Source organism: Arthrobacter zhaoguopingii, from assembly GCF_009828605.1.
GTDB lineage: Bacteria > Actinomycetota > Actinomycetes > Actinomycetales > Micrococcaceae > Arthrobacter_D > Arthrobacter_D zhaoguopingii.
Map to the genome: position 1 here is coordinate 288,819 of NZ_WIAE01000001.1, position 24,625 is coordinate 313,443.

At 70.3% G+C, this 24,625-nt stretch carries 23 protein-coding genes; 13 read left to right on the forward strand and 10 right to left on the reverse strand.

The window, feature by feature from the left end:
- The first annotated feature begins 64 nt into the window (after positions 1-64).
- The 4 genes from GVV77_RS01330 to GVV77_RS01345 are packed head-to-tail and all read left to right on the forward strand — an operon-like array spanning position 65 to position 4,214.
- On the forward strand, positions 65-976 hold the full coding sequence (locus GVV77_RS01330; RefSeq protein WP_159615655.1) for an aldose 1-epimerase family protein: 912 nt from the start codon (positions 65-67) through the stop codon (positions 974-976).
- 34 nt (positions 977-1,010) lie between these two features.
- Entirely contained in the window at positions 1,011-2,333 is a 1,323-nt protein-coding gene (locus GVV77_RS01335; RefSeq protein WP_201291417.1) for an AI-2E family transporter, read from the forward strand.
- Between the two features lie 47 nt (positions 2,334-2,380).
- Entirely contained in the window at positions 2,381-3,625 is a 1,245-nt protein-coding gene (gene ilvA / locus GVV77_RS01340; protein WP_159616141.1) for a threonine ammonia-lyase, read from the forward strand.
- A 1-nt stretch (position 3,626) separates the two neighbouring features.
- Positions 3,627-4,214 (forward strand): rhomboid family intramembrane serine protease, encoded by a 588-nt coding sequence (locus GVV77_RS01345; RefSeq protein WP_159615657.1) that lies wholly within the window; start codon positions 3,627-3,629, stop codon positions 4,212-4,214.
- A 24-nt stretch (positions 4,215-4,238) separates the two neighbouring features.
- Here the strand turns inward: GVV77_RS01345 and greA are convergent, their stop codons facing one another.
- Together greA and GVV77_RS01355 are read right to left on the reverse strand one after the other, a co-directional pair.
- Positions 4,239-4,730: a transcription elongation factor GreA gene (gene greA / locus GVV77_RS01350; protein ID WP_159615659.1), complete on the reverse strand. Its 492-nt coding sequence runs from the start codon at positions 4,728-4,730 to the stop codon at positions 4,239-4,241.
- Positions 4,731-5,130: 400 nt separating this feature from the next.
- Positions 5,131-5,568, reverse strand: coding sequence for a DUF4307 domain-containing protein (locus tag GVV77_RS01355; protein ID WP_246199561.1), 438 nt, complete (start codon positions 5,566-5,568; stop codon positions 5,131-5,133).
- An 87-nt stretch (positions 5,569-5,655) separates the two neighbouring features.
- Between GVV77_RS01355 and mca the strand changes: the two genes are divergently transcribed.
- The 3 genes from mca (at position 5,656) to GVV77_RS01370 (ending at position 9,124) form a co-directional block, all read left to right on the forward strand.
- Positions 5,656-6,579 carry a mycothiol conjugate amidase Mca gene (gene mca, locus GVV77_RS01360; protein ID WP_159615661.1) on the forward strand — a complete coding sequence of 308 codons (924 nt, stop codon included), beginning with the start codon at positions 5,656-5,658 and terminating at the stop codon, positions 6,577-6,579.
- Between the two features lie 64 nt (positions 6,580-6,643).
- Entirely contained in the window at positions 6,644-7,003 is a 360-nt protein-coding gene (locus GVV77_RS01365) for a hypothetical protein (protein WP_159615663.1), read from the forward strand.
- A 3-nt stretch (positions 7,004-7,006) separates the two neighbouring features.
- Positions 7,007-9,124 carry a thioredoxin domain-containing protein gene (locus GVV77_RS01370; protein WP_159615665.1) on the forward strand — a complete coding sequence of 706 codons (2,118 nt, stop codon included), beginning with the start codon at positions 7,007-7,009 and terminating at the stop codon, positions 9,122-9,124.
- Positions 9,125-9,138: 14 nt separating this feature from the next.
- On the opposite strand, the gene trhA is transcribed toward GVV77_RS01370, so the two are convergent.
- Positions 9,139-9,792, reverse strand: a complete 654-nt coding sequence (gene trhA / locus GVV77_RS01375) for a PAQR family membrane homeostasis protein TrhA (RefSeq protein ID WP_159616145.1) — start codon at positions 9,790-9,792, stop codon at positions 9,139-9,141.
- Positions 9,793-10,027: 235 nt separating this feature from the next.
- Here trhA and GVV77_RS01380 point away from each other — a divergent pair, with 235 nt between their 5' ends.
- From GVV77_RS01380 to GVV77_RS01390, 3 genes are all read left to right on the forward strand, one after another.
- On the forward strand, positions 10,028-10,789 hold the full coding sequence (locus GVV77_RS01380; RefSeq protein ID WP_159616147.1) for an isoprenyl transferase: 762 nt from the start codon (positions 10,028-10,030) through the stop codon (positions 10,787-10,789).
- 114 nt (positions 10,790-10,903) lie between these two features.
- Positions 10,904-12,349 (forward strand): RNA 5'-3' helicase PhoH2, encoded by a 1,446-nt coding sequence (gene phoH2, locus GVV77_RS01385; protein WP_159615667.1) that lies wholly within the window; start codon positions 10,904-10,906, stop codon positions 12,347-12,349.
- An 89-nt stretch (positions 12,350-12,438) separates the two neighbouring features.
- Positions 12,439-12,909, forward strand: a complete 471-nt coding sequence (locus GVV77_RS01390) for an NUDIX hydrolase (protein ID WP_159615669.1) — start codon at positions 12,439-12,441, stop codon at positions 12,907-12,909.
- Positions 12,910-13,019: 110 nt separating this feature from the next.
- On the opposite strand, the gene GVV77_RS01395 is transcribed toward GVV77_RS01390, so the two are convergent.
- Genes GVV77_RS01395 through GVV77_RS01405 form a run of 3 tightly spaced genes read right to left on the reverse strand, consistent with a single transcriptional unit; the run spans position 13,020 to position 15,762 of the window.
- On the reverse strand, positions 13,020-14,459 hold the full coding sequence (locus GVV77_RS01395; protein WP_159615671.1) for a class II fumarate hydratase: 1,440 nt from the start codon (positions 14,457-14,459) through the stop codon (positions 13,020-13,022).
- Between the two features lie 22 nt (positions 14,460-14,481).
- The gene (locus GVV77_RS01400; protein ID WP_159615673.1) at positions 14,482-15,096 is read right to left on the reverse strand and encodes a carbonic anhydrase; all 615 of its coding nucleotides are present in this window, start codon (positions 15,094-15,096) and stop codon (positions 14,482-14,484) included.
- Positions 15,097-15,117: 21 nt separating this feature from the next.
- Entirely contained in the window at positions 15,118-15,762 is a 645-nt protein-coding gene (locus GVV77_RS01405) for a DUF4245 domain-containing protein (protein WP_246199562.1), read from the reverse strand.
- 149 nt (positions 15,763-15,911) lie between these two features.
- On the opposite strand from GVV77_RS01405, the gene glpX reads away from it, so the two are divergent.
- A complete protein-coding gene (gene glpX / locus GVV77_RS01410) occupies positions 15,912-16,976 on the forward strand; it encodes a class II fructose-bisphosphatase (protein ID WP_159615675.1) in 1,065 nt (354 codons plus the stop codon).
- 62 nt (positions 16,977-17,038) lie between these two features.
- A complete protein-coding gene (locus tag GVV77_RS01415; RefSeq protein WP_159615677.1) occupies positions 17,039-18,193 on the forward strand; it encodes a Gfo/Idh/MocA family protein in 1,155 nt (384 codons plus the stop codon).
- A gap of 5 nt (positions 18,194-18,198) precedes the next feature.
- Here the strand turns inward: GVV77_RS01415 and GVV77_RS01420 are convergent, their stop codons facing one another.
- Positions 18,199-19,905, reverse strand: coding sequence for a BCCT family transporter (locus tag GVV77_RS01420; protein ID WP_159615679.1), 1,707 nt, complete (start codon positions 19,903-19,905; stop codon positions 18,199-18,201).
- Between the two features lie 248 nt (positions 19,906-20,153).
- Between GVV77_RS01420 and GVV77_RS01425 the strand changes: the two genes are divergently transcribed.
- Positions 20,154-21,179, forward strand: a complete 1,026-nt coding sequence (locus GVV77_RS01425; RefSeq protein WP_159615681.1) for a lipid II:glycine glycyltransferase FemX — start codon at positions 20,154-20,156, stop codon at positions 21,177-21,179.
- A gap of 24 nt (positions 21,180-21,203) precedes the next feature.
- Here the strand turns inward: GVV77_RS01425 and manA are convergent, their stop codons facing one another.
- Genes manA through purE form a run of 3 tightly spaced genes read right to left on the reverse strand, consistent with a single transcriptional unit; the run spans position 21,204 to position 24,603 of the window.
- On the reverse strand, positions 21,204-22,502 hold the full coding sequence (gene manA / locus GVV77_RS01430; RefSeq protein WP_159615683.1) for a mannose-6-phosphate isomerase, class I: 1,299 nt from the start codon (positions 22,500-22,502) through the stop codon (positions 21,204-21,206).
- A 20-nt stretch (positions 22,503-22,522) separates the two neighbouring features.
- Positions 22,523-24,103, reverse strand: a complete 1,581-nt coding sequence (locus tag GVV77_RS01435) for an LCP family protein (RefSeq protein ID WP_159615685.1) — start codon at positions 24,101-24,103, stop codon at positions 22,523-22,525.
- The gene (gene purE, locus GVV77_RS01440) at positions 24,100-24,603 is read right to left on the reverse strand and encodes a 5-(carboxyamino)imidazole ribonucleotide mutase (RefSeq protein ID WP_159616151.1); all 504 of its coding nucleotides are present in this window, start codon (positions 24,601-24,603) and stop codon (positions 24,100-24,102) included. The genes GVV77_RS01435 and purE overlap by 4 nt, the downstream gene beginning before the upstream one ends.
- Between the last annotated feature and the right edge of the window lie 22 nt (positions 24,604-24,625).

Sequence of the window (24,625 nt, forward strand, 5' to 3'; positions counted from 1 at the left end):
AGCGCACCCTCCGGCGCGGCCGTTCGGCCGGGCGCGCTTACCCCGGCGGCGGTAGCATCGGAGCATGGATACTCCGCGGCCGGCCTCCGGCACGAACTACCTCCTGACCTCTGGCAGCTCCACGGCGGTGATCGCATCCCTCGCGGCGGCCCTCCGCTCGTACACCGTGGACGGGGTGCAGCTGACCGAGACCTGGGGCGATAACTCAATTCCCGCGGGCGGCGCGGGGATCCTCCTCGCGCCCTGGGCCAACCGTGTCGACCGCGGCGTGTGGGAGCTCGACGGCGCCGAGCAGCGCCTCGACATCACCGAGCCGTCCAAGGGCAATGCCAGCCACGGACTGCTGCGCAACACCGGCTACTACGCCCAGTCGGTGGCCGAGGACGCCGTCGTCCTGGCCGCCGAGATCTTCCCCCAGCACGGCTACCCGTTCCACCTGACGCACACCGCGTCCTACGAGCTCAACGGCGGGGGCCTGCAGGTCACCCAATCGCTGACCAACCACTCCGACGCCCGGGCACCATTCGGCCTCGGCTCCCACCCCTACCTCAGGATCTCCGGGGTGCCCACCGAGGACCTGACGCTCACAGTGAACGCCGACACCGTGTTCGACACCGACGAACGCTCCATTCCGGTGGCCCGCGTGTCGGTCTCCGGCGACCGGGACCTGCGCGGCGGGAAGCGGGTCGGTGACATCGAGTTCGATTCGGCCTTCACCGGGCTCACCACCGTCGACGGACGCTTCGAGCACACCCTCACCGCGCCGGACGGCCGGTCGGTGACCCTCTGGGCCGACCCGGAGTTCGAGTTCGTGCACGTGTTCATCAGCAGGACCTACCCTGGCGTTGACCGCGCGGTCGCCGTCGAACCGATGACGGCACCGGCCAACGCCTTCAACTCGGGCCACGGCCTGAGGTGGCTCGAGCCCGGGGCCACCTTCGCCGCCCAGTGGGGAATCCGCCCGCGTCTCGGATAACTCCCGGCGCAGGCTTGTGTGGAAAGATTGGCTTATGCAGCGACTCTCCGGAGGTTTCCCCAAGCGGGCCCCCCAGCGCGCCGTTCCCGCCGCCGCCACCCCGGGCGCCGCTGACGGCGCGGCTGCATCACCCACCACCGCCCCCAACGGGGCGGGCGACCCCGCCGGAAGGTCCTCCCGCGCACCCAGCGGAACTGACGGCGGAGCTCCTGCATGGCGCGGACGCACCTCGCCCCAGGACGATGTTCCCTACGCCCTGAGGGTCGGCGCCGCCTGGTCCTGGCGCGTTGGCATTGTCCTGGTCGTCTCCGGCGTCCTGATCTGGCTGCTCAGCCACATCTCGCTGATCGTCATTCCGCTGATGATTGCGGGCCTGCTCGCCTCGCTGCTGCTGCCGCTCACCACCTTCCTGATTCGCCACAAGGTGCCCACCGGGCTGGCGGTCACCCTGACGGTCCTCGGGCTGGTCGTCCTCGTCGTCGGAGCACTCTCACTCGTCGGCCGGCAGCTGGCGCTGGGGTTCTCCAGCCTGTGGGGGGAGACCCGTGCGGGCATCGAGCAGATCCTCGCCGGACTGTCCGACGGGCCGCTGAACATCACCACGGATCAGGTGGTCGGTTTCCTGCAGGAGGCAGGGGACGCCATCCAGAACAACGGTGGAACCATCGTCAGCGGGGCGCTGTCCTTCGGGTCGAGCGCCGGGCACTTCGCTGCGGGTTCGCTGCTGACCCTGTTCGCCCTGTTTTTCTTCCTGCTCGACGGTGGACGGATCTGGCGCTTCATCGTCGGTCTGGCGCCGCTGCGCGCGCGGGCGGCGATTGACGGCGCGGGCCGGCGTGGCTGGACCTCGATGGGCAGCTACGTCCGGGTCCAGCTACTCGTGGCCTTCGTTGACGCAGCCTGTATCGGTGCCGGTGCGGCCATCATCAACGTACCGCTGGCCCTCCCGCTGGCGGTGCTGGTGTTCATCGGCTCCTTCATTCCCATCGTCGGAGCCCTCGCCACCGGTATCGTCGCCGTGCTGCTGGCCCTGGTGGCCAACGGCTGGGTCAACGCCCTGATCATGCTCGCGATCGTGCTCATCGTCCAGCAGCTGGAGGGAAACTTCCTGCAGCCGATGATTATGGGACCGGCGGTCGCCCTGCACCCCCTCGCAGTGGTGCTCGCGGTGACCGGCGGGACCCTTGTTGCGGGAATTCCGGGCGCCCTGTTCTCCGTGCCGCTGCTCGCCGTGCTGAACACCTCCGTGAAATACATTGCGCGGCGGGCCTGGGAGACCGACCCTGCCCTGCGCGGGCCGCACCCGGCCCCGGAGCCGCTGCCGCTTCCCGAATCCCGAAAAGGAATACCCCTGTGACAGAGCAGACCGCCCTCGGCGCCGCGTCCACCCACACCCTCGAAGAAATGTCCCGGCTTCCGGTCACCCTCGGGGACATCGAGGCCGCCCAGGAGCTGCTGGCCGGCGTCATTGCGCGGACCCCCATCGAGGAGTCCCGGGCGCTGGGCCGGCTCATCGGTGCCAACGTCTGGCTCAAGTGCGAAAACCTCCAGCGGGCCGGCTCCTTCAAGGTGCGCGGGGCCTACACCCGGATGGCCAAGCTCACCCCGGCCGAACGGGCCCGCGGCGTGGTTGCGGCCTCCGCCGGCAACCACGCCCAGGGCGTGGCCGTGGCGGCCAGCCGGCTGGGCATTCAGGCCCGGATCTTCATGCCGCTGGGCGTGGCGCTGCCCAAGCTCGCCGCCACCCGCGGACACGGCGCGGAGGTGGTCCTCCACGGACACAACGTGGACGAGGCCCTCACCGAAGCCAAGCGCTACGCCGACGAGACCGGCGCGGTCTTCGTCCACCCCTTCGACAATGTCGACGTCGTCGCCGGGCAGGGCACGATCGGCCTTGAAATCCTCGAGCAGTGCCCCCAGGTCGACACCATCCTGATGGGCGTCGGCGGCGGGGGGCTCCTGGCCGGGGTCGCGGTGGCGGTCAAGGCCCGGGCGCGCGAACTCGGCCGGAACATCCGCATCATCGGCGTGCAGGCCGAAAACGCCGCAGCCTACCCGCCTTCGCTCGCCGCCGACGCGCTGGTGCCCTTGACGAAGGTCTCGACCATCGCCGACGGCATCGCCGTGGGCAGGCCGGGGCAGCTGCCGTTCTCCATCATCCGCGAACTCGTCGACGACGTCGTCACCGTCAGCGAGGACTCCCTCGCGCGGGCCCTGATCTTTTTGCTCGAACGCACCAAGATGGTGGTCGAACCGGCCGGCGCCGTCGGGGTCGCCGCACTGCTCGACGGCAAGCTCACGGAGAACGGCGCCCTGCCGGGCAACACCGCCGTCGTGCTCTCCGGGGGCAACATCGACCCCATGCTCATGCTCAAGGTGATCCAGCGCGGCCTCGCCGCCGCCGGCCGCTACCTGGTGGTCCGCATGCTGCTCGATGACCGGCCCGGCTCGCTGGCGACCATCTCGCGGATCATCGCCGAATCCGATGCGAACGTCACCGGCGTCGACCACACCCGGGTGGGCGGCTCGATCAGCATGGGCGACGTCGCCATCACCATCAATATGGAGACCAAGGGCGATGAGCACTGTGAACAGGTCCTGAGCAACCTGCGGGCCGAAGGTTTCCAGCCCGTCGTCATCCAGGGCTGAGATGCTGGCCCGGCGCGCGAAGCTCGGTCTCACCACCGTCCTGGCCTTTGCCGCGGTGCTGTGGGCGCTGTACCTCATCGACACGTTCTCCGGGCGGGGGCTGACCTCGGTCCTCGCCATTGAACCGCGCCGGGTCCGCGGGCTCGATGGAATCCTGTTCGCGCCGCTGCTCCACGGCGGCGTCGGGCACCTGCTGAGCAACACGCTGCCGCTGGTGGTGCTCGGGTTCCTCGCGTTCCTTGAGGGGATCCGGCGGTTCGCCGTGGCCCTGGGTACGAGCTGGCTGGCCAGCGGGCTCGGCGTCTGGCTCACCGGCGGAGGGCTGACCATCGGCGCCTCGGGGGTGGTGTTCGGTCTGTTCACCTACCTTGTGGCCCGCGGCTTCTACAACCGCAACTGGAGGCAGATCCTCCTGGCGGTGCTGCTGTTCCTGATGTACGGGTCGATCCTGTGGGGGGTCCTGCCGGTGGTCGGCTCAAACGTGTCCTGGCAGGCGCACCTGTTCGGTGCCCTCGGCGGGATCCTCGCGGCGTTCCTGCTGCGGAAGCGGCCCGTCCCTCCCGGATCGGGCCGCATCCTGCTTCGGTGAATCGGTGCCGGCCTGAGGGTCGGCTCAGCCCGCGTAGGGCTTGGCGGAGAGAATCTCCACCGTGATGTTCCGGCCGTTCGGGGCGGTGTAGGAGACGGAGTCGCCGGCCTTCTTGCCCTGGATGGCTGCGCCCAGGGGTGAGCGCTCGCTGTAGACGTCGATGTCGGTGTCGCCGGCGACCTCACGGCTGCCCAGCAGGAAGGACTCGACGTCGCCGGCGATCTTCGCCTCGACCATCATGCCCGGCTCGACAACACCATCGTCTGCTGGTGCCTGGCCGACCTGGGCATTCTCGAGAAGCTGCGTGAGCTGGCGGATGCGCGCCTCGGCCTTGCCCTGCTCCTCCTTGGCGGCGTGGTAGCCGCCGTTCTCCTTGAGGTCGCCCTCGGAGCGGGCCTGTTCAATTCGTGCAACGATCTCTGTGCGCCCGGGCCCGGAGAGGTGTTCCAGTTCGGCCTTGAGGCGCGTGTAGGACTCCTGCGTGAGCCAGGCAACGGGTGCGCTGTTAGTGGACACGGGGCATCTCCTTAGGTACGTCCGGACCCGCGGATGCGGGCCGGCTCTTGATGTTCTGCCGCGGGCCGGCACGGAAAGGCCGACCACAAGCAAGAACCCCGCCGTCTGGGTGACCGCGGGGGTCTCCGTCGGGGCGGGGTGGGTATGTCTCCAGTCTAGTCAGCACTCGCAGATAACCCAAGTAAAAACCCAGCGTCCTTCTTTTAGCAGCAGCCCTTGCGCTGCTGCGGCATCTTTCGGGAGCGGTTTCCCCGTCGAATGTGCGGCTCACCACGCTCCGGGACCGGCAAAGGGTGGTGATCTGCGGTTTCGGTGGGGGTCCTCCCGGCGAGTGCGCAGCTGACCACGCTCTGAGGGTGGCAAAGCGGGGGAACGTGCAGTTTCGGCGGGCGGAAACCCGTCAGTCGCGCGTTCCAGCGATCCAGCAGCTGTCCACGCCGCCGGAAACGCCCGGGGAGTCGGTGCGCAGTTCGACCTGCTGCGCCGTCGTGCGCCCGGCGGCACCCTCGGAGGCGGCGCCCGGCCCGATGGTCACAACCTTCCACCCGACGACGGCGTAGTTTTCGCTCAGCACCTGCACCGCGCAGTGGGCGGTGGCGTCGGTGGGCTTGGTCACCTCGAAGTCCACCCGTGCCTGCTGGCCGGAGGAGAAGGAGAACCCGACGTCCTTGAAGGAAACCCGCGGGGCTCCAGTGGAAAAGGCGAAAATTCCGATGGCGATGACGGCCGCGGCGAGGGCGCCGATGACCCACCAGCGGCGCCGTCCGGCCGCACGGACCGGCTTGGGGGCACCGTAACGATTGGCTACTCTTGGGGTAGGCGCATTTCCGGAGCTCACCTCCGTATTTTACCGTCGATTCGCGGGGCGGTTCGCCGACGCCGCCGACCGCGCCCCTGCCGCACCCGACCCTCACCAGGAGCCCGCTTGTTCAGCACGGATAACCCCGCCGCGTCCCGTCATGGATTCCGCCTCCTGGCGGTCCATGCCCACCCCGACGACGAGTCGAGCAAGGGCGCGGCGACCATGGCGAAGTACGCGGCCGCCGGCGTCGACGTGCTCGTTGCCACCTGCACGGGAGGCGAACGCGGATCCATCCTGAACGCGGCGATGGAGGGCGACCCTCATGCCCGCCGCGATCTGGCCGGCTTGCGGCGCCTGGAGATGGCCCGCGCCGCGGAGATCCTCTCGGTGAAGCAGCGCTGGCTGGGCTTCGCCGACTCGGGGCTGCCCGAAGGGGATCCGCTGCCGGACCTGCCGGCGGGCTGCTTCGCCCTGCAGCCGCTGGAACGCGCCGCCGCGCCGCTGGTCCGGCTCGTGCGTGAGTTCCGCCCGCACGTGATCCTCAGCTATGACGAGAACGGCGGGTATCCGCACCCGGACCACATCATGGCCCACCGGGTCGCCGTTGAAGCCTTCGAGGCGGCGGCGGACCCCTCCCGCTACCCCGGCACAGGAGATCCCTGGCGCGTCGACAAGCTCTACTACGACCGCGCCTTCAACCCCGAGCGTTTTCGGGCCCTGCACTTTGCCCTCGAGGAAGCCGGGATCCAGTCGCCCTACTCCGAGCGCATCGCCCAGTGGCTCGAGGCGGACGCCGAGGGGCACCAGCCGCCGGCACCCACGCACGCGACCACCACGCAGATCGATGCCGGTGACTACTTCGGGCTGCGGGATCAGGCGCTGATGTCGCACCGCACGCAGGTCGACCCCGAGGGGTTCTTCTTCGCCGTCTCCGCCGACATGCAACGGAAGGTGTGGCCCTGGGAGGACTATTCGCTCATCCACTCCCACGTGGGGTCCACCCTTCCGGAGGATGACCTGTTCGCCGGAATGCCGGAGCCGCGCTGACCCCGGGCCACGTAGAATTGGAAGGTGGCGGGCCCTCTGCCGCCGGATTTGAAAGTGGTGCAAAGTGAACCTCCCGCTCAACCTGGCCGCCGCCGTGGCTTCCTCAACCGGGGATGACCTTCGGCCGGGTCTCGACCCGGAGTCCGTGACGCCGGGAACCCTGGGCTTCATCTTCACGGTGGTGATCGTCGTCGCCGTCATCTTCCTCATCCGGGATATGAGCAAGCGGATCCGCCGTGTCCGGTACAACTCCATGCTTGACGAGAACGGGGCCGGACCCGATGCTGCCCGGCCGACAGCGACAGACCGTCCGGAAGCCCAGGACCGTCCGGGGTCCGCGGACCGTCCTGAGGCCACGAACGGTTCGGAGTCCGGGCCGGGCGCAGGCACCGGCGCGGCTCCCGGAACGGCCGGACGGGACTGACCCGTGGGCGGGCGGCTGAAGGCCCAGGCATCGGCCTACCTCCGCCAGCACGCGGACAACCCGGTCGACTGGTGGCCGTTCGGGGACGAGGCGTTCGCCGAGGCCCGCGCCCGGGACGCTCCGGTGTTCCTCTCCGTCGGCTACGCCGCCTGCCACTGGTGCCACGTCATGGCCCATGAGTCCTTCGAAGACGACGTTGTGGCGCAGTACCTCAACCAGCGGTTCGTCAGCATCAAGGTGGACCGCGAGGAGCGCCCCGACGTCGACGCCGTCTACATGGGGGCAACCCAGGCCATGACCGGCCAGGGCGGGTGGCCGATGAGCGTCTTCGCCCTCCCCGACGGCCGTGCCTTCTTCGCCGGCACCTACTTCCCGCCCTCGCCCATCGCCGGGCGCCCGTCCTTCCGCCAGGTCCTCGAAGCGGTCTCCGAGGCGTGGGACCAGCGCCGGGAGGAGGTGCAGCGCAGCGCCGCGGCGCTCGCCGAGGGCCTGGGCGCGGCGCAGCGGCAGAAAAGCGCCCTCGTCGGAGCCCTCGGCCTGGACTGGGAACCGGATGCGGTGCGGGTCTCCGCCGGGTCCGGCGCGCCCGTGGAGGATGCGCTGCTTGAGGCGGCGGTGCGCGCCCTGGCCGAAGGGGAGGACCGGGTGTATGCCGGCTTCGGCGGCGCACCCAAGTTCCCGCCCTCCACCGCGCTCCGCTTCCTGCTCGCCCACGCCCGGGGCACCTCGGCCATGGCGGAAGAGGCCGCCGGGCTCGCGGGCAGGACCCTTGAGGCCATGGCCGTCTCCGGCATCTACGACCGTCTCGGCGGCGGCTTTGCCCGCTACGCCGTCGACCGGGCCTGGGCGGTGCCGCACTTCGAGAAGATGCTCTACGACAATGCCCAGCTGCTGCGCCTCTACGCCGACTCCACGCTGACCGCGCGCACCGATGCCCACCGGGCGCTCGCCGCCGACGTCGTGCGCGGCACGGCGCAGTGGCTGCTCGGGGAGATGGTGGTCGCCGGCGGCGCGTTCGCCTCATCGCTCGACGCCGACACCCTCGTCGACGGGCACTCCGTCGAGGGCGGGACCTACGTATGGACCCGCGGGGAGCTGGAGGCGGTGCTCGGTGCCGAGGCGCAGGCTGTCGCGGACCTGTTCGACACCGCCGCCGGCGCGGTCGAGGACGGCGCCTTCACCCTCCACGCCGGCAGGGCCTTTACCGCCGCTGAACGCCGGCTCTGGGGCCGGGCGGCACCCCGGCTCCGTGCGGCCCGGGCCGCGCGCCCGCAGCCGGGCCGGGACAGCAAGGTCGTGGCGGGGTGGAACGGCCTGGCTATCGCGGCGCTGGCCGACTCCGGGGCGGCCCTTGGCGAGCGGCCGCTGATCGACGCTGCCGCCGCCGCGGCGTCCTACCTGCTCGAGGTTCACTGGGACGGCGCGGTGCTGCGCCGGGTCTCCCACGAGGGGCGCGCTATCGGCATCGAGGGACTGCTCGAGGACTACGCCGGGTGCGCTGAGGGTTTCTTCGCCCTGTTCGCCGCGACCGGGGACACCACCTGGTACACCGCCGCGGAGCGGCTCCTCCTCACCGCCGAACGGCGGTTCCTGCGCGGCGGACGCCTGACCGACTCCGCCGCCCCGGACGGGCCGCTGCTCGCCGCCCAGGGGTCCGAGGAAGGCTCCGAACCCCTCGACGGCCCCACCCCGAGCGGCACGGCGCTGTTCGCCTCCGCCCTGCTCACCTACTCCGCCTACAGCGGGTCCGCCCGGCACCGGGCGCTGTCCGCCGAAATCCTGCGCTACGCGGCCCACCTGGCCGACCGTGCCCCGTCCGCCGTCGGCTGGGCACTCGCGGCGGCCCAGGCCTTCGCCGCCGGTCCGCAGGAGCTCGCCGTCGTCGGGGGCTCACCGGAGGCCGCGGCGGCGCTCGCCGACGCGGGGCGGCGGTTCGGGCGGGCCGGTCTCGTCCTCGCCCCGGCGGGTCCGGACGGCGCGGCGGACGGTGCCGTGCCGCTGCTCGCGGGCAGGACGCCGGGGGAGGCCGGGGCGCCCCGGGCCTATCTGTGCCGGGAAATGGTCTGCCAGCGCCCGGTTGAGACCCCGGCGGAACTCGTGGAGCTCCTTCGAGCGCCCTGAGCGCGGCCGCCAGGTCAGGCGGTGGCCGGGTCGAGCACGGCGAGCAGGATCGCCGTGAAATGGGCGGCGAACGCGGCCACGGTGAAGGCGTGGAAAAGCTCGTGGAAGCCGAAGCGTTCGACGCTGAAGTTCGGGCGGCGCAGCGCGTAGAACACCGCCCCCGCGATGTAGAGCGCGCCGCCGGCCAGGATGAGCACCGTGACCAGGGGGTCGGCCGCCCAGAAGGCGGGGAGATAGAACAGAGCGCCCATGCCTAGGGCCACATAGACCGGCACGTAGAGCCAGCGCGGCGCGTTGAGCCACAGGATCCGGAACAGGACCCCGACGAGCGCGCCCGCCCAGATGATCCACAGCAGGGTCACCGCGGTGCCGCGCTCGAGCATCGCCCAGGCCAGCGGCGTATAGGACCCGGCGATGACCAGCATGATGTTGGTGTGGTCGAGCCGCTTGAGCACCAGGCGCGTCCGCGCACTCCAGTTCCCGCGGTGGTAGACGGCGCTGACCCCAAAGAGCAGGACGCCGGTGGCGGCATACACCGCTGAGGCCGCCCGGAGCCCGCCGGTGGGGGCGGCGAGGACGAGCACGATGCCCGCCGCGAGGGCCAGGGGAGTGGCGACCGCATGGATCCAGCCCCGCCAGGACGGCTTCGCCGCCAGGGCTTCGGCCACGTCGTCGAGGGCAGCCTCCACCGGTCCCGGCCGGTCCGCGGGGGCTGGCTTCTTCCGGCGCTGAGAAGGCGAAGTCATGCAAAGAGAGTAACCTACGGTGACGTAAGTTACCGACGGGTAGCGATGTGGGAGGGCCAGGTTCCGGGTGATTCCCTGCCGGGCCGGTACCGTAGGGGTAGCGCTCCGCAAGGCGCGCGGACATTGGACCGAAAGGAAGGGCGACCCGGGCGTGTTCCTGAAGATCCCAGAATTCGCCTACAGCTTTTATGAACGGCGGCTCCAGCGGGGGCTGAGCCCGGAGCGCATTCCGCACCACATCGGCGTCATGGTCGACGGCAACCGGCGGTGGGCAAAACTCGCCGGTGCCCCGACAAGCCAGGGGCACCAGGCCGGGGCCGACAAGATCCACGAGTTCCTCGGCTGGTGTGAGGAAATCGGCGTGGACGTCGTCACCCTCTACATGCTCTCCACCGACAATATGGGCCGTCCGCAGGAGGAGATCGAGCAGCTCCTCGACATCATCGCCAACACCCTCGACCGGCTCGGCGAGAGCCACCGGGTCCGCGTCCAGCCCGTGGGCGCACTCGAACTGCTCCCCGAGGACCTCGCCGGGAAGCTGGCGGACCTCGCGGCCCAGACCGCGGACATCGACGGAGTCCACGTCAACGTCGCCGTCGGCTACGGCGGACGGCGGGAGATCGTCGACGCCGTCAAGGAACTTCTCCTCGACTCCGCGGACAAGGGTAAATCCCTTGAGCAGCTCGCGGCGGAGCTCACCGATGAGCACATCTCGTCGTTCCTCTACACGCGCGGACAGCAGGATCCCGACCTGGTGATCCGCACCTCGGGGGAGCAGCGCCTCTCCGGGTTCCTGATGTGGCAGAGCGCCTACAGCGAGTTCTACTTCTGCGAGGCGCTCTGGCCGGACTTCCGCCGCGTCGACTTCCTCCGCGCGCTGCGCGACTTCGGGCGACGGCAGCGCCGCTTCGGTTCATAACGGTTCATCGGCAATTCATTTTCGACACGGTAATTCTGCTGCTCGTCCCGGCCGCTGTCGGCGTAGTCTTTCTCCATCCACCGGCGCCTCCGCCGGCGGACGGAGAGGCCGCCCATGACGCCGGAACGCACACCCGTTCCGCTCAGCCCGGGGAGGCCGGACCCGGCCTCCGCCCGGGCCGCCTCGCCCCACCTCGAACTCGGGGTGCCCGCACCCCGGAGCGGAGTCCACGTGGCGCCATCCAACACCACCTCATCTCCGGCCGCTGACGGCCGGCGCAGCTACGTCATCGACACCTCGGTCCTGCTGTCGGACCCGCGGGCGGTGCTGCGGTTCGCCGAGCACGAGGTGATCCTTCCCGTCGTCGTCATCTCCGAGCTCGAAGGCAAGCGCCACGACCCGGAGCTTGGCTACTTCGCGCGGAAGGCGCTGCGGCTGCTCGATGACCTGCGGGTCAAGCACGGCGGGCTGGACACGGCGGTCCCTCTCGGGGAAGAGGGCGGAACGCTGAAGGTCGAGCTCAACCACGTCTCGCCGGAGGTCCTTCCGGTTGGGTTCCGCAGCGCCGGCAACGACGCGCGGATCCTCGCCGTGGCCAAGCACCTGTCCCTCGAGGGCCGGGACGTCACCGTGGTCTCGAAGGACCTGCCCATGCGGGTGAAGGCCTCCGCCATGGGGCTGCTCGCCGACGAGTACCGCAACGAACTCGTCAAGGACTCCGGCTGGACCGGGGTGGCCGAGCTCGATGTGTCGGTGGAGGACCTCAACGCCCTCTACGACCACCGGCCGGTGCACTCGGATGCCGGCGCGGAGCTGCCCGTCAACACCGGTGCGATCCTCCATTCGCCCCGCGGTTCGGGGCTGGCGCGGGTCGGTGCCGACAAACAGCTCCGCGTGGTGCGGGCCGACCGGGACGTTTTCGGGCTCTCCGGCCGCTCCGCCGAGCAGCGCCTGGCCATCGACCTGCTGCTGGACAAGGAGGTTGGCATCGTGTCCCTGGGCGGACGGGCCGGCACCGGCAAGTCGGCGCTGGCCTTGTGCGCCGGGCTGGAGGCCGTCCTGGAGCGGCGGGAGCACCGCAAGGTCGTGGTGTTCCGGCCCCTGTACGCGGTGGGCGGGCAGGAGCTCGGGTACCTTCCCGGCAGCGAGAACGACAAGATGAACCCGTGGGCGCAGGCCGTCTTCGACACCCTTGGCGCGCTGGTCTCGCAGGAGGTCGTCGAGGAGGTGCTCGACCGCGGCATGCTCGAGGTGCTCCCGCTGACCCACATCCGCGGGCGCAGCCTCCACGACTCCTTCGTCATCGTCGACGAGGCGCAGTCCCTCGAGAAGAACGTGCTCCTGACGGTGATGAGCCGGATCGGGCAGAACTCGCGGATCGTGCTCACCCACGACATTGCCCAGCGCGACAACCTCCGGGTGGGCCGGCACGACGGCATCGCCGCCGTCGTCGAGACCCTTAAGGGCCACCCCCTGTTCGGGCACATCACCCTGACCCGCTCGGAGCGCTCGCCCATCGCGGCACTGGTCACCGACCTGCTCGAAGGCGCTGAGATCTAGGGGCGCACTTCGGGCGGCACCCCGGCCGTGGGTGCGGACGGCCTGGGCGCGGACGGCCTGGGGTGCGGCGGTGACGTAGGGTGTTTTGCATGCCTACACCCGACTTCGTCCTTGAACTGAGGGAAAAGATCGGCCACGCCCCGCTCTGGCTGCCCGGGGTTGGTGCGGTGGTCTACAACGCGGCGGGGGAGGTGCTGCTGGGCCGGCGCGCGGACAACGGCCGGTGGACGATCATCACCGGCATGGTGGACCCCGGGGAGGAACCGGCCCAGGCGATGCGCCGGGAGGTGTACGAGGAGACCGGCGTGGACGTGGAGGTCGAGGTGCTCCTCAACGTCGGCGTCGTCGGCCCGATCACCTTCCCCAACGGCGATGTCTGCACGTTCCTGAACCTCGACTTCCGCTGCCGCTACCTCGGCGGGGAGGCCCGCGTGAACGACGACGAGTCCCTCGAGGTGGGCTGGTTCGCCCTGGATGCCCTGCCGGAGCTCAATGCGCGCCACCGCGAGCTGGTCCTCACGGCCGCCGCCGCCGACGGCGTGCCCGCCTTCCAGCGCTGACCCGGCGGCCCATAGCGACGCACGCACCCGAAAACGACAAACGCACCGGATAAAACCGGTGCGTTTGTCGTTTTCGGGTGCGCTGGCCGCGGGCGGACGCGCGGGAGGCGTCAGGCCTGCGGCGGCCGGGTCATCGAAAGGACGTCGAGTGCCGTATCGAGCTGCTCCTCCGTCAGGTCGCCGCGTTCCACGAAGCCCAGGGCGAGAACGGCCTCACGCACGGTGAGGCCCTCGGCGACGGCCTTCTTTGCGATCTTCGCGGCGTTCTCGTAGCCGATGAACTTGTTCAGCGGGGTGACGATCGACGGCGAGGCCTCGGCGAGGAAGCGCGCCCGGTCCACGTTCGCGGTGATCCCGTCGACCATGCGGTCGGCCGAGACGCGGCAGGAGTTGCTGAGCAGGCGGATCGACTCGAGCACGTTGCGGGCGATCACCGGGATGCCGACATTGAGCTCGAACGCGCCGTTGGTGCCGGCCCAGGCCACGGTGGCGTCATTGCCGATAACCTGCGCGCAGACCATGAGCACGGCCTCCGGGATGACCGGGTTGACCTTGCCCGGCATGATCGAGGAGCCGGGCTGCAGGTCGGGCAGGGCGATCTCGCCGAGGCCCGTGTTGGGGCCGGAGCCGAGCCAGCGCAGGTCGTTGTGGATCTTCGTCAGGGACACGGCGATGGTGCGCAGCATCCCGGAGACCTCAACGAGGCCGTCGCGGTTCGCCTGGGCCTCGAAGTGGTCGCGGGCCTCGGTCAGCGGAAGGGCGGTGTCGGCGGCGAGCAGCTCGATCACGCGCGCCGAGAAGCCGGCCGGAGTGTTGATGCCGGTGCCGACGGCGGTGCCGCCCAGGGGAACCTCGGCGACGCGGGGCAGGGATGCCTGAATCCGCTCGATGCCGTAGCGGACCTGCGCGGCGTAGCCGCCGAACTCCTGCCCGAGGGTGACCGGGGTGGCGTCCATCAGGTGGGTGCGCCCGGACTTCACCACGGTGCTGAACTCCGCGGCCTTGCGCTCCAGCGCCGCGGCGAGGTGCTCAAGGGCCGGGATGAGGTCGTTGGTCAGCGCCGAGGTCGCCGCGACGTGCACGGAGGTCGGGAAGACGTCGTTGGAGGACTGGGAGGCGTTGACGTGGTCGTTCGGGTGGACCGTCACCGCGCTGCCGGCGGCCTCAAGGGCGCGGGTGGCCAGGGTGGCGATGACCTCGTTCGCGTTCATGTTCGAGGAGGTCCCCGAGCCGGTCTGGTAGATGTCGACGGGGAAGTCGCCGTCGTACTTTCCCGCCGCCACCTCCTCGGCCGCGGCTTCGATGGCCCGGGCGCGCTCGCCGTCGAGCACCCCCAGTTCGGCGTTGGCCGTCGCGGCTGCCTTCTTGATGCGGGCCAGCGCTTCGATGTGCGCCCGCTCAAGGGTGGTGCCGGAGATCGGGAAGTTTTCAACGGCGCGCTGGGTCTGCGCGCGGTACAGGGCGTTCGCCGGAACGCGGACCTCGCCCATGGTGTCGTGCTCGATCCGGAATCCGGCGTCCTGGGAAGTGGTATTCGGGGTTGGCGTCATGGGCCAATTCTCGCCTCAGCGCTTACAGTGCGCCAAATCCGGAGACCCGCACAACCTTGCCCTCCGCCAGCCGGTACGATACCCCGACGACGGCGGTCGAGCCGGACTCCACGGCGTCGGCGATCACCCTGGAGCTGTCCACCAGGCGCTTGGAGGTCTGCCGCACGTGCTCGACGGCGGTGCCGTTGACCTCCGTCGTTCCGTCGCGCCGGGCGGTCAACACGGAGGGGGTGATGCGCTCCACGAGGTCCCGCAGGAACCCGGTGGGCATGTTTCCGGTGTCGATGGCGTCCATCGTCGCAGTGACCGCCCCGCAGTTGTCGTGCCCGAGGATGACGATCAGCGGCACGCCCAGCACTCTCACGCTGTATTCGAGGGAACCGAGGACGGCGTCGTCGATCACCTGGCCCGCGGTACGGACGACGAACACGTCGCCGAGGCCGAGGTCGAAGATGATCTCGGCGGCCAGCCGGGAGTCGGAGCACCCGAAGATCACGGCGAAGGGGTTCTGGTTGTGCACCAGGGAGGTTCTGCGCGAGGCGTCCTGGTTGGGGTGGGAGGAATCCGCTGCGACGAAGCGCGCGTTGCCTTCCTGAAGTCGGAGCCAGGCCTGGGCGGGGGTCAGTTGCTCGGTCACGCTGCCCACTCTACCGGTGGGTCAGGGGGACTCGGCAGTCGGCGGCGCGGGCTCGACGTCGGCCAGGACAGCCTCGGCCAGCACGTCGAATTCGGTGAGGTCGGCCTCGCCGCTGAGGATGAGCGTCGATCCGTCCACCTCGGAGGTGAGCACCGTATCGCCGTTCGAGGCATCGAGCAGCTCCCACTCGACGCCGCCGATGGTGCGTCCGCCGGAGACCTGCGCCTCACCGGCCTGCTGGGCCGTCCAGGACGGGTTGCCCTCGACGGTCTGGGTGAACTGGATGAAGCCCTTGTCCGGGGTGAGGTAGCCGACCTCCCAGTAGTCGACCCCGTCGCTGGTGCCCGAGGTCCAGCGCGCGAAGTTCGAGTTCCAGTCCTCGGGCAGCTCCGGGGCGGCCGGCTCGTAGCCGGCGTCGCCCGCGGCCTGGCCGGCGACCCGATCGACGTCGATGTCGCGCTGGTAGGTCTCGGCGGTGTGCGTGGGATTGATCAGGACGACCGGGACGACGATCGCGACGGTCGCGGCCACCGCCATCACCATGCCCACCACCGTCGAGTTGGCGCGCTTGGCCTGCGCGGGGGTCAGGACCGGCTTGGGCGCCGGATTGTCGGCACCGGGCCGGGCGCCGTCGGGCCCTGCGGTCTCCTGCTGTGCATCGCTCACCTTCCCATTTTCCCCCACCGAAGGCCCCCGGCCTAAACGGATGACCGCAAGCCCGGGCTCCACTGGCGGACCTGCCCCACTATGATGGCTTCAGGGACTGTGCCGGCCCCGCCGGCGGAACCGGACCTGCGCCAACACTGCCTTCAACGATGAGGACCCACGTGAGCGAGAACGCCGCAAACCCCACCGCCCAGAACGCCCAGTACTCCACCCTGTCGCCGGCCCTTGCCGTCGGTGACCAGGAACCGGACCGCAACCTCGCGCTGGAACTGGTGCGCGTCACCGAGGCCGCCGCCATCGCAGGCGGGCACTGGGTGGGCTTCGGTGACAAGAACCTCGCGGACGGCGCCGCGGTCGACGCCATGCGCTCGCTGCTCTCCACGGTCCACTTCAACGGCATCGTCGTCATCGGCGAGGGCGAGAAGGACGAAGCCCCGATGCTCTACAACGGCGAGCGGGTCGGCGACGGCAGCGGGCCGCTGTGCGACGTCGCGGTCGACCCCATCGACGGCACCCGGCTGACCGCCCTGGGCATCAACAACGCGCTCGCCGTGCTCGCCGTCGCCGAACGCGGCACCATGTTCGACCCGTCGGCGGTGTTCTACATGGAAAAGCTGGTCACCGGCCCGGAGGCCGCGGACATGGTCGACCTGCGCCTGCCGGTCAAGCAGAACCTCCACCTGATCGCGAAGTCCAAGGGCAAGAAGGTCAGCCAGCTCAACGTCATGGTGCTCGACCGGGACCGGCACAAGCCGCTGATCGAGGAGATCCGTGCCGCCGGGGCCCGCACGAAGTTCATCATGGACGGCGACGTCGCCGGCGCGATCGCCGCTGCCCGAGAAGGCACCGACGTCGACGCCCTGATGGGCATCGGCGGAACACCCGAGGGGATCGTGGCCGCCTGCGCCATCAAGACCCTCGGCGGTGTCATCCAGGGCCGGCTGTGGCCCACCAGCGACGAGGAGAAGCAGAAGGCCATCGACGCCGGGCACGACCTCGACCGGGTCCTCTCCACGGACGACCTGGTCACCAGCGACAACTGCTACTTCGCCGCGACGGGCATCACCGACGGCGACCTGCTGCGCGGGGTGCGGTACAACAAGGACAAGGTCCTCACCCAGTCGATCGTCATGCGCTCGAAGTCCGGGACGATCCGGGTGGTCGACGGCGAGCACCAGGCCCACAAATGGGAAAGCTACGCCCGCATCAAGTAGGCAGATCAAGCAGGCAAATCAAGCAGGCACGGCGCCGGCCTCCGCCGGGGAAAGGACCGGTGATGTCGATGTCTCCGCAGCGAGATTCGACCCGCCCGCTGGGCGTGGCCGTGATCGGCTACGCCTTCATGGGCAAGGCGCACTCCCATGCCTGGCGCAATGTCGCCGGGTACTTCGAGGTGCCAGCCTTCGAACAGAAGGTCCTCGTCGGGCGGGACGCCGACTCGGTGGCCGACGCGGCCCGGCGGTACGGGTGGCAGGAATCCGAGACCGACTGGCGGAAGGTCCTGGACCGGCCCGACATCGACATCGTCGACATCTGCACTCCGGGGTGGCTGCACGCCGAGATCGCCGTCGCCGCCCTTGAGGCCGGAAAGCATGTCCTGGTGGAGAAACCGCTGGCCAATACCGTCGCGGAGGCCGAAACCATGGTCGCTGCCGCCCGCGCGGCCCGGGCGCGCGGCATCCAGTCGATGGTCGGGTTCAACTTCCGGCGGGTCCCCGCGCTCGCCCTGGCCCGCACGCTCATCGCCGAGGGCCGGCTAGGGGAGATCCGCCAGGTCCGCACGGCGTACCTCCAGGACTGGCTGGCCGACGCCGAGGCGCCCATGGTGTGGCGGCTTCAGAAGGAGAAGGCCGGCTCCGGGGCGCTGGGGGACATCGCCTCCCACGCCATCGACCAGGTGCAGTTCCTGCTGGGGGACACCGTCGCCGATGTGACCGGCCGGATGCGCACCTTCGTCGGGTCCCGCCGCGGACCCGACGGCCCGCAGGAGGTCACGGTCGACGACGCGGTCTGGGCGAGCCTGTCGCTGACCTCGGGGGCGGTGGCGAGCGTCGAGGTGTCACGGATGGCGCTGGGCCGGAAGAACGCCCTGCGGATCGAGGTCTTCGGCACCCGCGGGTCCCTTTCCTTCGACTCCGAGTCGCTCAACGAGCTCTCCGTGTTCGACGGCACGGTCGCCGCCGCCGGGCAGGGGTTCACCCGCGTCCTGGTCACCGAACCCGAACACCCCTACCTCGAGGCGTGGTGGCCGCAGGGCCACCTGCTCGGCTGGGAGCACTCCTTCACGCACGAGATCCGCGACTTCCTGGTGGCCGTGGCGGCCGGCGTGGAGCCGAGCCCGTCCTTCGAGGACGGGCTGCAGCTCCAGCGGGTTCTCGCCGCGGTCGCCGAGAGCGCGGCGTCGGGCAGTGCGATCGTGAAGGTGCCCTGACGCGCTTACTGCAGCTTCCGCAGGCGGCCGCGGAGGAGCCGGGCGCGCCGCTGCCGGGCCTCGCGAAGCGACGCCGGGCGGGGGCCGGTGACGGCCGGGTCCCGGACCAGGTCCATCATCAGCGCCGTGCACAGGCCGATCATGATGAGCAGGAACGGCGCGGCGGCGATGATGGTCAGCGTCTGCAGGGCGGAAAGGCTTCCCACCCAGAGCAGGGTTGCCGCCACCGCTCCCGTGAGCAGCCCCCACAGCACGGTGATCCACTTCGGCGGCACGGCCGCGCCGAAGGAGGACAGCGAGCCGAGGACGATGGATGAGGCATCGGCGCCGGAGATGAAGAACACGGCCACGAGGAGCACCACGATGACCGAGGTGATGGCGGCCAGCGGGTAGTCGGCCAGCAGGGCGAACATCGCCGACTCCTGGCTTTCGGCATTCGCGGCGGCGATGTCGGTGCCGGAGTCCTGCGCGGTGATCGCGGTTCCGCCCCAGACGCTGAACCAGAGCACGCTGATCGCGCTGGGCACGGCGACGACGCCGATCACGAACTCCCGGATGGTGCGCCCGCGGGAGATCTTGGCCAGGAACGAGCCGACGAAGGGCGTCCAGGAAATCCACCAGGCCCAGTAGAAGATGGTCCAGGTGGAGAGCCACTCGTGGCCGCCGAACGCGCCGGTGCGCGAGGCCATCTGCGGCAGGCTGACGAGGTAGCTGCCGGCGGAGGCCGGGATCAGCTCGAGGATGAACACCGTGGGTCCGACGACGAAGAGGAAGAACAGCAGGGCCAGGGCGAGGATCATGTTGCCGTTGGAGAGCCACTTGATGCCGCGGCTGATGCCGCTGACGGCGGAGATGACGAAGCAGATCGTCAGCAGGGCGATGATGCCGATCTGCAGGCCGAGGCTGCTTCCGGTGCCGAAGACCTCGGTGAGGCCGCCGTTGATCTGGAGGACGCCGAGGCCCAGGGAGGTCGCCGATCCGAAGAGGGTTGCGAAGATGGCGAAGACGTCGATGGCGCGCAGCGCACCGGGGGCCGGCCTGCCGCGGAACAGGGGGAGGAACGCGCCGCTGAAGCCGGCTCCGCGGCCCTTGCGGTAGGCGGAGTAGGCGAGGGCCAGGCCGACGACCGCGTAGATGGCCCACGGGTGGATGGCCCAGTGGAACAGCGTGTAGTTCATGGCCTGGCGCGCGGCGGCCGGGCTGCCCGGTTCGATGCCCTCCACGGGCGGCGTCAGGTAGTGGGAGATGGGCTCGGTGACGCCGTAGAACATCAGGCCGATGCCCATGCCGGCGCTGAACATCATGGCGATCCAGGACGGCGTCGAGTACCGGGGTTTTTCGTCGTCGCGGCCGAGCCGGATCCTGCCGTACCTGCTGAAGACGAGGAAGAGGGCGAAGGCGACAAAGCCGGTGGCGGTCGCAACGAAGGCCCAGCCGAAGTTGGTGACGAGGCCGGCGAGGACGGCGGCGGTGACGTCGGTGAATTCCGACGGGAAGATGGCCGCGGCCAGCACCAGTGCGGTGACGACGCCGAGGGCGGTGAAGAACACCGGCCGGTCAAGCCTGGCGGAGCCGGGGGCGGGGGTGGGGTCGGGGTCGGGTTCAGGCAGGGCGGGAGCCGGGCCGGAATCAAGGCTGGATTCGGGGAGGTCGGGAGCCGGTGTGTCGTGCTGTCCGGGTGGTCCGTCAGATCGTGCGGCGGTTCTAGGCATACTTTCCACCCTACGCGCGGGTACGCCACGGGCCTGCCCGGAGACGCCTCAGGGTGTCTCTTGTCACACGGATCGAGCGCCCGGAACTCCTGCGGCCGGCGGGTGCCGCTTCCACCCGGACTGCAGCAGGAACGGTGCCGCGGGCGGTTGAACGGTCGGTGCTGCGCTCCCGAGAGGGGTGGCCCCGGGCGGGTGCCGGGCGGGCAGGGGTGCCGCCCCCGGAGGGAACCCCCGGATAGAGTTGGCTCATGAGCCTCTCCGTAACGCCCTGCCTTGACCGCGCCCTCTGGGATGCCGGTGTGAACGCCCTGTCCGGTCATCCCCAGCAGCTGTGGGGGTGGGGCCAGACGAAGGCGGACCACGGGTGGTCGGTGGAGCGCGTCGAGGTGCGCGACGGCGCCGCAACGGTCGGCTCGGCGCAGGTGCTGCTGCGGAAGCTCCCGTTCCCCCTGCGCAGCCTCGCCTACATCCCGCGGGGACCGCAGGCCGTGAAAGGCCGCGAGGTGGAGGTCCTCGACGCCGTGGCGGCGCACGTCTCCTCGGCCCATGGCTCCGTCGCGCTCTCGATCGAACCGGACTGGGAGGCCGGCAGCGCGGTCGAGGCGCGTCTGGCCTCCGCCGGCTGGAAGCGCAGCACCAATACAATCCTCATCGGGCGCACCCTGATCCTGGACCTCACGCAGTCCACCGAAGACCTGCTGGCGGGGATGAGCAAGAAGCACCGCCAGTACATCCGCAAGTCGGGCCGGGAGGCCGTCGATTACCGGCGGGTCGTCCGCGGGGAGCTGCCGGCCTGCCTGGCCGTCTACCGCCAGACCGCGGAGCGGGCCGGCTTTGGAATCCACGAGGACTCGTACTACTTCGACATTTTCGACAACCTGGGCGAGGCCTCCCCGGTGTACGCGGCCTACAGCGGCACCGAGGTGGTGGCCTTCCTGTGGCTCTCCGCCAGCGACGCCACGTCCTTCGAGCTGTACGGCGGGATGACCGAGGAGGGCGAGCGGCTCCGCGCGAACTACGCCCTGAAGTGGTTCGCCATCGAGGAGATGAAGCGGCGGGGGATCACCCGCTACGACTTCAACGGGCTCCTCAACGACGGCGTCTCAAAGTTCAAGATGGGCTGGGCCGGCCACGAGGACCAGCTGATGGGCACCTGGGACAAGGCGCTCTCCCCCCTGTACCCGGTGTTCGCGTCGGCCCTGCCGCTGGCCAAGACGGCGGTGCGGGGCGGCCGGGTGCTGGTCGGAGCGGCCGCGGCCAAACTCCGCCGCTGACCCGGCCGCCGCCGGGCGCCGGACTCAGGCGCCGTCGACCCCGTCCGCGTCCCCACCGACGGTGACGGCGAAGGCGAGGACGCCCTCGTCGGTGCTTTCACCGGCCGGCCGCACCAGGACCGGTGCTTCCCCGGCGGGGATGAAGGCGCACTGGCCCCGGGTCAGCAGCAGGTCCGAGACGGGTGAGTCGAGCAGGATTGAGCCGGAGACGGCGAGGACCACCGTGGGCCCGTGCTGCGCCAGCGGCAGGTGCGAGGGAGCCATGCTTCCCTCCTGCCCGGGCCCGGAGACCGGGCCGAGGGCGATGCGCTGGAGCTGGAACTCCTCGAACGGCGGACGGTACAGTTCCTGCCCGAGCATTGTGCGCTCGGGCTGCAGCGCCGGGGGTGCGAGCGGCTCGAACACGACGGTCTTCAGGAGCTCGCGCGTGTCGACGTGCTTGGGGGTCAGCCCGCCGCGGAGCACATTGTCCGAGGAGGCCATCACCTCGATGCCGAGCCCGCTGAGGTAGGCGTGGATGTTCCCGGCGGGGAGGTAGAGCACCTCCCCGGGCTGCAGCGAGACGCGGTTGAGCAGCAGGGCGATCAGGACGCCGGGGTCGCCGGGGTACTGCGAACCGAGTTCGGCCACGGTGGCCAGGTCCCGGGTGAAGCGGGGGTCGCCGGCGTCCCCGGATCCTTCCGGCGGGGCAGACACGGCCGCTTCGACCGCCGCGACGATCTCCGGACGGGCGGCAAGGAGCATCTCGAAGCCCGACCGCAGTCCGGCGGCGCCGGATCCGAGCTCCGCAGCCACCGCCCCGAGTACCTCGGCCTCCTCCGAGCCCGGCTCCACCAGGGTCTCGAGGTGGCTGAGGACGGCGGCGGCGTCGGCCAGCGGCCGGAACCCGCACAGCGCCTCGAAGGGGGAGAGGGCGAACACCATTTCGGGCTTGGCGCTGCGGTCCTTATAGTTGCGCTCGGGCGCGTCCGGTGCGACGCCGGCGCGTTCCTCGGCGTCGAAGCCCGCCTCCGCCTGCCCGGTGCTGGGGTGCACCTGCAGCGAGAGCGCCGACCCGGCGGCGAGCACCTTCATCAGGTAGGGGAGCCGGCGCCCGAACCGCGCCGCCACCTCCCCGCCCAGGGTTCCGTCGGGGTCGGCGTCGATGACGTCGTCGAGCGGGGAGCGTCCATCCGGCAGCTGGGCCATGGACGGCGCCCCGGGGTGGGCGCCGATCCACAGTTCGGCCTCCGGCCCGCCGGAGGGGGCCCTGCCCAGGAGCTCGGCGATCGCGGTCCGGGAGCCCCACGCGTAGGGCCGGATGGTGTTCTCGAGCAGGTACATGGCGCTCCTCTTCGTCGGGATCAGGCCGGGGAGCATTCCCCGTTGTCGGCCAGCAGGGTGCTCAGGGTGGCGTCGTCACCGATGGCGGCGAGCTGGTCGAGGTACTCCTGGGTGATGCCCGGATCCGTGGTCTGTGCAGGCAGCACGGTGGTGAGGCCCGCGCGCTCGAGACCGGGCAGCTCCCCGGCGGCCCCGGCATCGGTTTCGGCGGCCGCGGCGAACTCCTGCTGGACGCGGGAGTGGATGTCGTCGAAGTTGGGGTAGGTGACGAAGTTGTCGGCCGGGGTGCCGAAGTCCGGCGGGCCGATGGTCAGGCGGCGCGTCTCGTGCTCCTTGGCCTTCAGCGCCAGGTCCACGAAGCTTCCGAGCTGGTCGGAGGGGATGTCGGTCTCGACGACCTGGGTTCCGGCGGCGGCGATCGCCTGGAAATGGGTGAGCAGCGTCGCCGGGTCGAGCTGGGCGATCATGGCCTGCTGTACGCATTGCTGCCGGGAGATGCGGTCGTAGTCGGTGACGAACTCGCGCGAGCGGGCATACCAGAGGGCGTGGAAGCCGTCGAGGGTCTGGACTCCCGGCGGGATCCAGCCCTCGGGCGGGTAGTGGCGCACCGGGTCGGTTCCGGGGATGTCGGGGCCCGAAATGGGAACCCAGCCGCCGGCGTTGATGCGGATGCCTCCCATTGCGTCAATGAGCTCCTCGAAGCCGTTGAGGTCGACGAGGAGGTAGCCCTGCACCTCGAGGCCGAGCACTCCGGACGCGGCGTCCATCATGGCCTCGGCCCCCGGGTCCTTGCTCCCCGGGTAGAGGTCGGCGTAGTTCTGGGACACCGTCGTGTAGAGGCTGTTGATGATGCACTCGTCGCCGCAGTTGTAGCCGTCGGGGTACACCTCGCGCATGGGCGAATCCTCCGGGAACGGAGCGTTCTGGAAGTTGCGCGGGATGCTGAAGGTGATCGTCGCCCCGGTCTTGGCGTCGACGCTGATGACGGAGATGCTGTCGGGGCGGCGCCCGGTGCGGTCCTCCCCGGCGTCGCCTCCCATCAGCAGGAAGTTGTAGCGGCCGTCAACGGGGTCGAAGGCCGGCCCGGCCTGAAAGATCGAGCCGACGGTGGAGCGGCCGAGGCCCAGGAGGTAGGCGCCGTAGGCGAGCGAGCCGCTGGTGGCGAACATGACGACGGCGAGGGCGGCGGCCACCAGGGGCCGCACCCCGCGCTCGAGCAGCGGCAGGCAGATAATCCGTAAGGTGTTGATGAACAGGAACGCCCACCCGGCGGCCAGCGCCAGCAGTACGGCGATCAGCAGCAGCGACCACAGCTGGTGGGTCACCATGGTCACGAGGATCTGCCGGTTCGAGGCAGCCAGGACGGCACCGGCGATGGCCAGGACCCAGACGGTGAGGGTGACCCGCAGCGCCCGGCGGCCGAGGCTCCGGTCGCCGGCGACGATCTGGGCCGAACCGGGCAGGAACAGCGTCAGGACGAGCAGGAAGAAGGCACGCTTGGTCCGCACCTCGGGCGGGGCCGACTGGGGATAGCGCACCGGATCGGTGAGCTGCCCGCGGACGCCCCGCGCGGGGGTGGAGGCGCTTGGGTTGTCGATCATGGGGCCTCCGTCGCCCGGCGTCCGGCGCGCCCGCGCAGGGCGGCGCCCTTCGCTGTGGCCGTCTCCTTCAGGTCCGCTGCGAAGGAGACGAGCCGGGCCCTCAGCCTTTCGGCGGTTTCGCCCTCACCGGCGGCGAGGATGCGGGCAGCGAGCAGTCCCGCGTTGCGGGCTCCGCCGATCGAGACGGTGGCCACGGGCACACCCGCTGGCATCTGGACGATGGAGAGCAGCGAGTCGATGCCGTCGAGGTACTTCAGCGGGACGGGCACACCGATCACCGGCAGCGGGGTCACGGCGGCGAGCATCCCGGGCAGGTGTGCGGCTCCGCCGGCACCGGCAATCAGGACGCGCAGCCCGCGTTCGTGCGCCTGCTGGCCATACTGGATCATTTCCACGGGCATCCGGTGCGCCGAGACGACGTCGGCCTCGTACGCGATCCCGAACTCGTCTAGGGCCGCGGCCGCCTGCTCCATGACGGGCCAGTCCGAATCCGAACCCATCACCAGTCCCACCAATGGGTTG